Raw genomic sequence first — 11,922 nt, forward strand, 5'->3', positions numbered from 1 at the left:
TAAAATTAAAACTTCGCTGAAATAAATGTTCTTTTAAATGGATAAAAGACCGGTGATTCAGGGAAGATGTTTTGTAATTCGGTTTTATAATCGTTTTTAAATTGTTCTTTCATATCATCGGGAAGCCTCTCAATATAAGGAAGCATAGCTGTTCCTGAAGCCCATGTAAATACAGCATCGGCATTGGCCAGAACATGAGGGAATACCTTTTCATAAACGGTGATTTCTCTGCCTTTATGATCAAATAATATTCTTGCATAGTCTTCAATAGGTAAAACTGTATATGCTCTTTCCCAGGAATTGTATGCTGTTTTATAAGGCTCCCTGCCTGCTGTTTTTCTAAGCAGCTGATGCACTACATATTCATGATTGGATGGAATCTGTACAGCTAATTGGCCACCTTCTTTAATTTTACTTATAATCCTTGGAAAAAGCTCCTTATGGTTATCACACCATTGAATCGCTGCATTGGAAATAATCAGATCATACCTCTCGGAAAGATGAAGTTGATCTTCGATACTCTTTTTCTCAAATCTCAGTCTGCTTGTTTCAAAATGAGCAGCTTTCTCCAGCATCTCTTCAGAAGAGTCTATTCCCAACACCTTGGAATCTTCAAGGTAATCTAAAAGCTTAGAAGTAAGTTCTCCGGTACCGCAACCTAAATCTATAACGGATAAACCTGATCTTGACTCAACGAGTTTCAGTAAATCAATAAAGGGAGCTGAACGCTCATCTTTAAACTGGTCATACACTTCAGGATTCCAGGCCATAGTATGTGATTTTAAGAGTTAATTTCTAGAATTCAGGTACTTCTGCCATTCCCAGGTTGTCCGTAGAGATTCTTCCAGGGATGTTTCAGACTTCCATCCAAGCTCTTTCTCGGCTTTACCCGGATCAGCATAGGCAATTGTAATATCACCTTCTCTTCTGGCACATATCTGATAAGGAACTTCTACATCATTTGCTGTTTCAAAAGCTTTGACAACTTCCAAAACAGATGATCCTCTTCCTGTTCCCAAATTATAAATATCTATCACGGCTTCTTCGGATTGATTTTCTATCAGTTTTCTTAAGGCAGAAACATGGGCTTTTGCCAGATCAACTACATAGATATAATCACGAACCGCAGTTCCGTCTTCTGTTGGATAATCATCTCCCCACACGCTTAGTTTCTCACGGATTCCTGAAGCAGTCTGCATAACATACGGGACTAAATTATTGGGAACTCCAATAGGCAGTTCGCCAAGTTTTGCAGAGGGATGTGCTCCAATGGGATTAAAATACCTCAATAATGATATTTTTCTGTGGTAGGCCTTTGCAAAATCAATCAGGATTTCCTCACCCATTTGTTTTGTTTTGCCATATACACTTTCAGGCATTTTTAAAGGAGTATTTTCATCAATTGGCATTACATCAGCTTGCCCATACACTGTACAGGATGAACTGAAAATAAAATTGGAAATTTCTCTATCTTTAAACTCCTGAAGGATATTAATAAGAGTAAACAGATTATTCTCATAATAATCCACAGGTTTTACCTGGCTTTCTCCCACCGCCTTATAAGCAGCAAAATTAATACAGCCTTCAATAGGGTGAGCCTCAAAAACCTGATGAAGCAGTTCTTTTCTTTTTAAATCAAAAGGATAAAAAACCGGCTTTTTACCTGTAATTTCCTCAATATTATTTAAAATAAATCTCTCTGAATGGGACAAATCATCTACAATAATGACCTCAAAGCCATTATTAAGAAGTTCTACCACTGTGTGGGAACCAATATATCCAAGTCCTCCTGTTACAAGTATTGCCATTTTTATTTTTTAATCTTCGTGTTTTCCTATGTTTTCTATTTCGTTAATTCCGCTGTTTACTCTCACTTTAAATATATTGACAATGGCTAAAATAAGAATAAATAAAATCCAAAATTTAAATCTGAAATTCCATACATCATAATATTTTCCACTTAAAGCCTCTAATAGTATAGGATATCCCAGCGCAATTATAGCTAAAGATAAGCTAAGGTTTAGAAATAAAACAGCTTTATTATATTTTTCAATCAAATTAATAAATGCAAATAAATTAATAACAATTGAAGTACCAATAAACATCGTTTTAAATATGCTGAAATCATCAAATAAATTCAGAATTGAAAATGATGATATTATAAAAAATAATAGACTCATTGCTACCGCTAAGTAATAAACCAGCCTATATTTAAATATCTTTTTTTTCATTACTTCATAAACTCAAGCACAGCATCTGTAATATACTTCAGTTGCTCTTCGTCTAATTCTGTATGCATTGGCAGAGAAACTACCTGATCCAAAAGCTTGTCTGTATTCACAAAATCAGCATCATTGCTTTCCTGGAAATAGGCTTTCTGCTTTCTCAATGCTACCGGATAATAGATCATAGCCGGAATTTCTTTCTCCGTTAAGAATTTCTGAAGTTCATTACGTTTTCCATTCAGGATTCTTAATGTATATTGGTGGAAAACATGAGTAGAGTTTTCGGATCTTTTGGGAGTAAGAATATTGGGATTTCCTGCAAATGCTTCATCATAGTAATCCGCGGCTTTTCTTCTCGCTTCGTTGTAAGAATCCAGGTGAGGAAGTTTTTTTCTTAAAACGGCCGCCTGAATACTGTCTAAACGGGAATTTACGCCTACTTCATCATGATAGTACCTTTCATACATACCATGGTTTACAATTCCCCTTAAACGGTGTGCCAGCTCATCATTATTGGTGAAAATAGCACCACCATCACCATAGCATCCCAGGTTTTTTGAAGGAAAGAAAGATGTTGTTCCCACTGTAGACATGGTTCCTGCATACTTTACTGTACCGTCAGAGAATGTATATTCTGCACCTATTGCCTGTGCATTGTCTTCAATAACATATAAATTATGCTCTTCAGCAATTTTTAAAATTTCTTCCATATTGGCACACTGTCCAAATAAATGTACAGGAATAATGGCCTTTGTTTTTGGCGTAATGGCTTTTCTCAATTCTTCTGTTGAGATTGTAAAAGTGTCATAATCAACATCTACCAAAACAGATTTTAATTTAAGAAGGTGTATCACTTCCACCGTTGCTGCAAAGGTAAAATCAGCAGTAATGACCTCATCCCCTTCTTTCAGATCCAATGCCATCAGGGCAATCTGTAAAGCATCTGTTCCATTCGCACATGGAATCACATGTTTTACGTCTAAATAAGACTCCAATTCATTCTGGAAAGACTTTACTTCAGGTCCGTTGATAAAAGCCGCAGAATCCATTACATTTAAAACTGCATTGTCTACATCATTTTTTATTTTGTAATACTGACTTTGCAAGTCAACCATCTGAATTTTTTTCATAAATAAATATTTGTGTAAAAATAAGGATTTTAAAATCCTATCAAAAATTTTATTGATTTTGTTTTTATCTTTATACAAAATAATACGATGAATAAAATTTTACTCTTTTGTTTATTAGCAGGTTATTCCATTTCTCAGGCCCAAACACAGCTCGTTTTTGTATATTTCACAGATAAGCCCAATAAAGCCGCTTTTTTTGCCAATCCACTTTCAGAACTTTCCCAAAAATCCCTTGACAGACGTACTGCACTGGGAATATCGCTTGACGATCGGGACGCTCCTATTGAACTTTCTTATCTCCAGAATCTGCAAAATCTGGGATTCACGGTTACCGATTATTCCAAATGGCTGAACGGAGCCGCTGTGAATGCCACTCCAGCTCAAATAGCAACTTTACAGGCACAGCCTTTTGTTTTATCGGTTCAAAGTTTTGCAAGAAACAGTTCCGGAGTTCCTAAAATAAAGCCTGTTGATAAATGGAAAAAAACTTCCGGCACCGGTAAAACACTTACAACTTTTGATTATGGATCAGGAACAGCACAGATAGACCAGCTCAATATAAGACCCCTTCATCTGGCAGGATATACAGGAACAGGAATTTCCATAGCTGTTATTGATGCAGGATTTCCTTTTGTAGATACCGGATCTGCATTCTCAAGGCTGCGGACCAATAATCATATAAAAGGAGGTTATGATTTTGTGACTAAAACCAATGACATTTATAATATTTCTTTAAGTGAGCATGGTTCTGTGGTTTTGGGTGCTATGGGAGGTTATTTGGAAAATACATTTGTAGGATCTGCTCCGGATGCTGATTTTTATCTTTACCGCAGTGAAAAGGCTGGAGTAGAAATCCCGGAAGAAGAAGTATATTGGATTGAGGCTGCTGAGGAAGCAGACAGAAAGGGCGTAGAAATGATCACCTCTTCTCTAGGATATAGTTTTTTTGATGATTCCCAGTACAATTACACCTATGCAGATATGAACGGAACAACTTCTTTTATTGCAAGAGCGGCACAAATAGCTGCCGAAAAAGGAATATTTGTTCTTGCTGCAGCTGGAAATTCCGGGCTGGAACCCTGGCATTATCTGTTAACACCGGCAGACAATGCGAAAGTATTCACAGTTGGAGCTGTAGACTCTTCGGGGAACTCTTCAGGATTTTCTTCTTATGGGCCTAATTCTTTGGGAACAATAAAGCCTGATGGAAGTGCCCAGGGCACAGCCACCACTACAGTTAATAATAACACCACCATTATTCTCAACGGAACTTCTATTGCGACCCCCATTGCAGCAGGTGGCGCCGCTTGTTTCATTCAGGCATTCCCAACGATGGACAGAGATCTGATGAGGACAAAGCTGAGAGAAACAGCTTCTCTTTATCCCAACCACACCGATCAGATCGGATATGGTATTCTGAATTTCGGAAGTTTATATAATTCAGTATTAAGCACTTCGGAAACTGCCAAAAAAGACAACTCTATCATCTATCCGAACCCTGCTAAAAATATCCTGAATGTAAGAACTGAAAATGAAGTAACCTCATTGGAAGTTTATGATCATTTGGGAAGACTGATCAGGAAAAACAATAAACAAAAATCTATAAAGGTGGAAGATTTTGCAAAAGGGGTTTATTACCTTAAAATTCAGTTGAAAGACAGGTTTAATTTTGAAAAATTCATAAAAGAATAAGAAATTTTCTATTAATCTGCTTTTTTAAACACTACTACCACAAATATCTTTCACGAATGACACTATTTTCATCTCCGTTAATTAAGCTGACTGAGTAAATAATAAGGCAGAAAGATCTTCGTAATTTGTAGAAGATTTCAATGGTATTTTACCATACAAAGAACCCTATCGTTTTCATGAATATTATCTGCTTTTGTCATAGAAATTAAATGGCAGGAAATCATTAGACTTGGATTAAAAATAAAAAAACGGACATAAGCCCGTTTTCTGATATCTATTTTCACTGTATTGTAAAAAATTACATTACGCTGAATTTCTGCTTGCATTAATATTTCCGAATAAGGAACGGGTCACCAGCTTTTCATAGGCTTCTTTATTACCCTCTCCTTTCTGGATTTTCATTAAAGCATACTGCTGAATACTTAGCAGCGGAAGCACAATTTTTTCTCGGATCTTCACAGATTTTCTGGATAAAGGATCTTCCTCCTGAAGCATTTTAAAACCTGTTAACTCCAGCATAATCTCTTTTGAAAGTTCATATTCATCAAAAAGAATATTCCAGAATGCACCGAATTTAGGATTATTTTTAATATAATAGGTTAAAGGAAAATAAGACTTGTTCATACTCATCATAGAGTTTAACACTAAAGTTTTAAAGAAATCAGAACCTTTATACAGTTCTCTTACTTCTTCAAACCTTCCCTTCTCTTTCATCTGCTGCATAGCATATCCAAAACCAAAGAATCCGGGAACATTTTGCTTTAATTGTGACCATGATCCCACAAACGGAATGGCTCTTAAATCTTCAAATTTCAGTTCGTTTCCATTTCCTCTTTTGGAAGGACGGCTTCCTATATTTGTTTTTCCATAATATTCCAGAGTACTCATTTCCTGCAGATAGGGAACAAACATGGGATGGGCCTTAAGATCTGAATATTTCTGATAGCTCATATTGGCCAGTTCAATAATTAATGCTCTTTCTTTTTCGGTAAGGTCTTTTTTTGCATTTTTAAATACATCATTTTCAACTCCGGCGGTCAGAAGCTGTTCGAAGTTGTATTTTGCCTGTTCTTTGTTTCCAAAAATACTGGTAATGGTTTGCCCCTGAATAGTGAGTTCAATTTTATTGTTGGCAATTGTTTTCCCCTGCGAAGCGTAGAAGTCATGGGTCTTCCCTCCTCCTCTTGCCGGCGGACCTCCTCTTCCGTCAAAAAATACAACTTTGATATTATTCTCTTCAGAGAGTTTCGTAAGAAGTTCTTTTGCCTGGTAGATTTCCCAGTTTGCTTTCAGATAACCACCGTCTTTTGTGCCATCAGAAAATCCAAGCATAATAGTCTGTTGGTTTCCTCTTTTTTCAAGATGCTTTTTATAAACCGGATTCTGATATAGCTCGCTCATTACATTTTTAGCGTTGGCAAGACCTTCCATGGTCTCAAAAAGCGGAACAATATCCATATTGATCTCTTCATCTCTGTATCCACAAATTTTAAAGAAAGCATATACGTTCATGACATCTTTCACCGCATCAGAATTGGAAATAATATAACGGTTCATTCCTCTTAATCCATTCAGACGCTGAATTTCCGAAACCTGTGATACCGTTAAAAGTGTATCCTTTACAATATCTTCAAAATCATCTGCATTTACTTTCTCCGGGATCTGAATCAGTGTATTGAATTTCTTTTCCGAATCAGCTTCTTCATTTCCATATATTTTGGCAAAAACATCATCTATTACCTTCTGATGGATCCTGCTGTCTTGTCTGATATCTAAAGTCGCAAAGTGAGTTCCAAAAATTTTCACACGGTCCCTGAAGTTCGCCAAAAGGTCTAAAAACAGAGAATTATGATCATTAATTAATATTTTCTCTGCTTCATCGGCCCTTTTTAAAATATCTTCTGCCGTAATACTTTTACCATCAAAAATAGCAGTATACAACTCCTCACTTAGCTGAGTCAAAACCTCCGAAACCCCTCTAAAGCTCAATCTTCTTCTGATAAATTTCAAATGGCTGTAATAGGATTTTAAAATTGCAGAGCGAAGCTCTTCCGATACTCTTTTGGTAACATTAGCTGTTACAAAAGGATTCCCGTCTCTATCTCCTCCCGGCCAGAAACCAAGCTGGATAATATCTTCATGCAGGTGAAAATGTCCGTTTCCGAAAGTTTTTTTGATCTTCGTAAACAGTTCACCAATGGTATCATAATACACATATCTTAAATAGGAAATAATACTCAGAGCCTCATCTATGGGCGTTGGTTTTTCCTTATTAACAAAAGGTGTTTTTCCAAGCTGCTGCAAAAGGGTATCAATCTGTGTGACAGAATCACTGGTGATCGCTCCTCTTAAATCCTGAATAATTCTCTGTACTGAGCTCGGATAAAATTGCGTAGGGTGAGCTGTAAATACAACCTTGACCGTAAAATCCTTTAATTTTTCGCGTACCTTTTCAATTTTATGATCCTGGAAAGAACGTTCAAAAAGGTTGGTCACTGTTCCGCTGTCACTTTCGGAATGAAGGTTAGGAAAGGCAGCGTCCTCAATACTGTCAAACAAAACAACCTGTCTTTCTATATATTGAATAATTTTAAAAAGAAGCTCCAGTTTTTGTTCCTCCGTCTGAAGGTCTGTATGATTCTTAAAAAATTCTTCTACAATTTCCTCAGGAGTTTTTCCTGCTTCATAGCCGGTTCTGCTTTCTTCATAAAGAAACGGAAGAAGCATCCCGATATTGGTCATTTTATCATAAGGCAGGCTCATAAATAATGAATTGTAAATCTGGAATTTATTCTCCACAATCTGCCTGAATTTTTCTGCGCGTTGGTCGTGTATCATATAACAAATGTAAGTGATTTTGGTATTAAATTAATTGACAAATGACAAAAAATTTAAGAATAAAAAGTAAAAATTAATGTTATTTTTTGCTTAAAAATCAATTGGTTTAAGTGCCATTGTATATTTATATAATAAACTTCAATTCCAGCACAAGTAAACAGATCGGATAATTTGAAATATAAGTAATATATTGACCATTTATATTTATTTACAGAAGGATTGTAATAAAGTCGGTTTCCAGAGTGTTTACTTATAAATCAATTCACATGAAGATTCTAATAACCTCAGTATTTTTTTCATTATTATTAAATGCATCTCTATTTTCGGGACAAGCAGCACGAAATACCTCCGACAGTATAGATATCTTTATTAAAAGTAAAATGGAACAGCTGAGAATTCCCGGACTTCAGTTGGGGATTATCAGAAATGGGAAACTTGAGAAAATTACCAGTTATGGGTTTGCTAACATTGAACATCATGCCGTGACACAGAACCAGACTGTATTTTCCATCAATTCCATGACCAAGGCATTCGTAGGGGTTGCCATATTACAGCTACAGGAACAGGGAAAATTAAAAACAGATGACCCAATTTCAAAATACCTTAATGATATCCCCGAGAAATGGAAAACAATTACTATTAAACAATTATTGAGTAATACATCCGGGCTCCCCAATAACATTGATGAGAAAGAGCAGGTATTGGGTGATGGAACAGAGGAAAAGAACTGGGAAATGGTGAGGGAGCTTCCTATGGAGTCTGTTCCCGGAAGTAGGTTCAGTTATAATCAAACCGGTTATTATATTTTAGGAACAATAATCACACAACTTAGTGGAAAACATTTCACAAAATTTATTGAAGAAAATCAATTCAAACGCTGCCAAATGCTTATTACGCAATTTGGAGACTCCAACGATATTATTGAGAATAGTGCAGGAGCATATTCTACTATAATTAATAAAGACGGCAAATGGATTAATGACAGAAATCTTCACAATGTATTTGTCAATTTCCCCATTTTTTTCCGGACGGCTACAGGAATTCTTTCTTCTGCTGAAGATATCAGCAAGTGGCTTATAGCATTACAGGATGGAAAATTATTTCAAAGTGAAAAAAGCCTAAAAGAACTTTTCACCACAGTAAAGCTCAATGATGGAAGTATTGGAGGTTTCAACAAACTGACAAATGGATATGCTTTGGGATGGCCAACAGTTGTAAGATCTGAACATCCTGCCGCAGCTCCTGTAGGCGGTATGCGTTCAGCACTTTTTGTATACCCTGAGGATCGTTTATCAGTTATTGTTTTAACCAATCTGCAGGGAGCAAATCCTGAATGGTTTATTGATGAAATTGCAGGATATTATATTCCTGATATGAAAATTGAAAATGGTTTCGGACTAAGCCCTAATATGAAGCTTCTTTATCATCAGACCACACAGGATGGATTTCAGAATATTGAAAAAGCCTATCAGAAGATAAAGAAAAAACAGAAAAATTTCACAGCATCTGAAGATGAAATTAATATCTGGGGCTACCAATTTATGGGTAGAAATCTAAAAGATAAAGCTCTTCAAATTTTTAAATTCAATACAATACTTTTTCCTAACAGCTCAAATGTATATGACAGCTATGGAGAAATACTGGATGTATTAGGACATAAAAAAGAAGCTATTGTGAGTTATAAAAAATCATTACTCCTTAATCCTGCTAATACCAATGCTGCTAATTATTTAAAAGATAATGAATAATCTTACGAATAGAAACTATATCCTTAATTGATACATTTCAATGACACAATAAGCATTTACCTTATTTAAAGCATTACATTTATCAAATATTTAAGACTATGGGTTACATCAGAGCATATTACGAACAGATTGTCAAATTGCAGGAATCGGAATGGGCATTTATTGCAGGGCATTTCCACAGAAAAGTATATGCCAAAAATGAAATTATTACCCAGCACAAAGGTATCGAAGAATTTTTATCCTTTATAGAATCGGGATTGGTAAGATTTTATATTCCTGATGATGAATATGGGTATACCTTCAGTTTTGGTTTTGAAAAGGAATTTACCTGTGCTTATGATTCTTTCCTTACCCAAACCCCTTCTGAATACGAAATGCAGGCTTTAACAGAAACTGTGGTATGGCAGATTTCTTATGATGATTTACAGAAAATTTACAGCCACACCAACGTTGGAAATCACCTGGGCCGTTTTGCTTCTGAGAAATTATTTTTAGCTAAGAGTAAAAGAGAACTTTCTTTACTAAAACTTACTGCCAAAGAGCGTTACTTAAAATTATTCACCGAGCAGCCTGAAATGCTGAAACGTGTTCCTTTAAAATATATTGCTTCTTATATTGGAATCACTCCACAGGCCTTAAGCCGAATTCGCAGACAGATTAATTAACATAGGTTCATTGTATACCTGCATGCTTCTGCGGAACTTTGCAGAAAAATATGACAATGAAATTATCTATTTGGGCATATGGCAACGCTATTTTAAAACAAAAATGTTCGAAAACAGAAAGGGATACCCCGGAAATTCAGAAGCTCATAACCGACATGTGGGAAACCATGGAAAATGCCAATGGCTGTGGTTTGTCATCTTCACAAATAGGAAAAGCCTTACAGCTTTTCATCGTTGACAGTAAAATTGTTTTTGAAAACCTGGGTAGTGAAGAGCAGATACTCTACTTTGGTAAAAATGACAAGGGAATAAAAGAAACTTTCATCAATGCTAAAATAATCAATAGCTCAGCAGAAACATGGGAAGACTATGAAGGATGCTTAAGTATTCCCGGTCTTTCTCAAAAAGTAAAAAGACCATGGGAGATCACCATCGAATATCTGGATGAAAATTTTTTGCTACAGACTAAAAACTATATAGGACTTACCGCCAGAATTATTCAGCATGAATATGACCATACTCAGGGAATTTTATACACCGACCGCCTGAAGCCCCTCACAAAGAAGATGATAGAACCTAAGCTGAAAAAGATTGCTAACGGAAAGATTACTTCAGGATATCCAATGAAATTTTTATAGCAATGAAATTCTCCCGATCAATTGTTAATTCCTAAATTTGCAGGAAAGCACTTTCCTTTATGAAAATAATCATCGCCTTTTCCCTGATCCTATCCAATCTGTTTTTTGCCCAGATCACGGTTCCGGATGATTATAAAAAAATTCCGGATATCCTGGATACTGCCGATTATTTGTACCCGTTTATTGTTCCTGATAAAGAATACCAATACTGGCGTGTGCTCAGCAATGATACTGACTATGAAAAGGCTGTTATTTATGAAAGTCAGATGCCGGATTTTATGACCATTAATGAACCTGCTCCCAAGAAAGGTTTCTTTCAGAAATGTATTGGTAATAACTGTTTTTCATACATTCTGGCTTGTAAAAACGAAAGATCTGTATATTTTTCCAGCGAACAGCAGCTCAGAGATTTTATGGGAAGTATAGATAATCTTCCTGAAGCTATTTTATTGGCAAAAACGTATGGATATTTAATTGACACAAAGAATAGATTCACAGGCTCTTATAAAATAGAAGACCGTTATATTTCACTATATGCTTTACAATCTAAAGGTTGTCCTGTTATTAATGAATCATTTTTACTTACAATCAATAGGAAAACCGGAAAAATAGAAGCAAAAAGTAACGGAATCTATTCCAAAAATGAAGACTGCTCGGTCTTATAACCTGTTGGAAAACGCAAGGCCGCAAAGTTATTTACAAAATTTAATGCTATAAGACGCAAGGATTTTATCTTCGATAAAAATTAAACGGACTATTTCGTCTTCAAATGGTTTTTTAAATATACTCTACAAGCTAAAGGTTATCCTGTTATTAAAGAATCATTTTTAATTTTATTCCAAAAGCGAAGACTGCTCGGTCTTATAACCTGTTGGAAAACGCAAGGCCGCAAAGTTATTTACAAAATTTAATGCTATAAGACGCAAGGATTTTATCTTCGATAAAAATTAAACGGACTATTTCGTCTTCAAATGGTTTTTTAAATA

Annotated in this window: 10 protein-coding genes; 5 read left to right on the plus strand and 5 right to left on the minus strand. The window is 35.6% G+C overall.

Translation table 11 applies throughout. From position 1 onward, the window contains the following. Positions 1 to 5 precede the first annotated feature (5 nt). The 4 genes from MP478_RS19765 to MP478_RS19780 are packed head-to-tail and all read right to left on the minus strand — an operon-like array spanning position 6 to position 3,355. Positions 6 to 770: a methyltransferase domain-containing protein gene (locus MP478_RS19765; protein WP_230034692.1), complete on the minus strand. Its 765-nt coding sequence runs from the start codon at positions 768 to 770 to the stop codon at positions 6 to 8. Positions 771 to 788: 18 nt separating this feature from the next. After that, positions 789 to 1,808 carry a UDP-glucose 4-epimerase GalE gene (galE, locus tag MP478_RS19770; RefSeq protein WP_257201415.1) on the minus strand — a complete coding sequence of 340 codons (1,020 nt, stop codon included), beginning with the start codon at positions 1,806 to 1,808 and terminating at the stop codon, positions 789 to 791. Between the two features lie 9 nt (positions 1,809 to 1,817). Further along, the gene (locus MP478_RS19775; RefSeq protein ID WP_257201416.1) at positions 1,818 to 2,231 is read right to left on the minus strand and encodes a hypothetical protein; all 414 of its coding nucleotides are present in this window, start codon (positions 2,229 to 2,231) and stop codon (positions 1,818 to 1,820) included. Next, a complete protein-coding gene (locus tag MP478_RS19780) occupies positions 2,231 to 3,355 on the minus strand; it encodes a DegT/DnrJ/EryC1/StrS aminotransferase family protein (protein ID WP_230034686.1) in 1,125 nt (374 codons plus the stop codon). Before MP478_RS19780 ends, MP478_RS19775 begins: the two co-directional genes overlap by 1 nt. Positions 3,356 to 3,442: 87 nt before the next feature. Here MP478_RS19780 and MP478_RS19785 point away from each other — a divergent pair, with 87 nt between their 5' ends. Continuing rightward, a complete protein-coding gene (locus MP478_RS19785; RefSeq protein ID WP_257201417.1) occupies positions 3,443 to 5,047 on the plus strand; it encodes a S8/S53 family peptidase in 1,605 nt (534 codons plus the stop codon). A gap of 303 nt (positions 5,048 to 5,350) precedes the next feature. Here the strand turns inward: MP478_RS19785 and MP478_RS19790 are convergent, their stop codons facing one another. Next, on the minus strand, positions 5,351 to 7,885 hold the full coding sequence (locus MP478_RS19790) for a phosphoenolpyruvate carboxylase (RefSeq protein ID WP_257201418.1): 2,535 nt from the start codon (positions 7,883 to 7,885) through the stop codon (positions 5,351 to 5,353). Positions 7,886 to 8,151: 266 nt separating this feature from the next. On the opposite strand from MP478_RS19790, the gene MP478_RS19795 reads away from it, so the two are divergent. The 4 genes from MP478_RS19795 to MP478_RS19810 all read left to right on the plus strand — a co-directional run bounded on the left by MP478_RS19795 (position 8,152) and on the right by MP478_RS19810 (position 11,601). Continuing rightward, complete coding sequence (locus MP478_RS19795) at positions 8,152 to 9,633, plus strand: serine hydrolase domain-containing protein (RefSeq protein ID WP_257201419.1); 1,482 nt, start codon at positions 8,152 to 8,154, stop codon at positions 9,631 to 9,633. 98 nt (positions 9,634 to 9,731) lie between these two features. After that, complete coding sequence (locus MP478_RS19800; protein ID WP_257201420.1) at positions 9,732 to 10,298, plus strand: Crp/Fnr family transcriptional regulator; 567 nt, start codon at positions 9,732 to 9,734, stop codon at positions 10,296 to 10,298. A 56-nt stretch (positions 10,299 to 10,354) separates the two neighbouring features. Continuing rightward, positions 10,355 to 10,936 (plus strand): peptide deformylase, encoded by a 582-nt coding sequence (gene def, locus MP478_RS19805; protein ID WP_257201421.1) that lies wholly within the window; start codon positions 10,355 to 10,357, stop codon positions 10,934 to 10,936. 59 nt (positions 10,937 to 10,995) lie between these two features. Further along, positions 10,996 to 11,601: a hypothetical protein gene (locus MP478_RS19810; RefSeq protein WP_257201422.1), complete on the plus strand. Its 606-nt coding sequence runs from the start codon at positions 10,996 to 10,998 to the stop codon at positions 11,599 to 11,601. Positions 11,602 to 11,922 lie beyond the last annotated feature (321 nt).

Source organism: Chryseobacterium sp. WG14 (assembly GCF_024586945.1).
Lineage (GTDB): Bacteria > Bacteroidota > Bacteroidia > Flavobacteriales > Weeksellaceae > Chryseobacterium.

Bases quoted from the DNA above. Each gene is read 5' to 3' on its own strand.
- def (WP_257201421.1), top strand. From the start codon at position 10,355: ATGAAATTATCTATTTGGGCATATGGCAACGCTATTTTAAAACAAAAA.
- galE (WP_257201415.1), bottom strand. From the start codon at position 1,808: ATGGCAATACTTGTAACAGGAGGACTTGGATATATTGGTTCCCACACA.
- MP478_RS19800 (WP_257201420.1), top strand. From the start codon at position 9,732: ATGGGTTACATCAGAGCATATTACGAACAGATTGTCAAATTGCAGGAA.
- MP478_RS19790 (WP_257201418.1), bottom strand. From the start codon at position 7,885: ATGATACACGACCAACGCGCAGAAAAATTCAGGCAGATTGTGGAGAAT.
- MP478_RS19765 (WP_230034692.1), bottom strand. From the start codon at position 770: ATGGCCTGGAATCCTGAAGTGTATGACCAGTTTAAAGATGAGCGTTCA.
- MP478_RS19795 (WP_257201419.1), top strand. From the start codon at position 8,152: ATGAAGATTCTAATAACCTCAGTATTTTTTTCATTATTATTAAATGCA.
- MP478_RS19780 (WP_230034686.1), bottom strand. From the start codon at position 3,355: ATGAAAAAAATTCAGATGGTTGACTTGCAAAGTCAGTATTACAAAATA.
- MP478_RS19785 (WP_257201417.1), top strand. From the start codon at position 3,443: ATGAATAAAATTTTACTCTTTTGTTTATTAGCAGGTTATTCCATTTCT.
- MP478_RS19775 (WP_257201416.1), bottom strand. From the start codon at position 2,231: ATGAAAAAAAAGATATTTAAATATAGGCTGGTTTATTACTTAGCGGTA.
- MP478_RS19810 (WP_257201422.1), top strand. From the start codon at position 10,996: ATGAAAATAATCATCGCCTTTTCCCTGATCCTATCCAATCTGTTTTTT.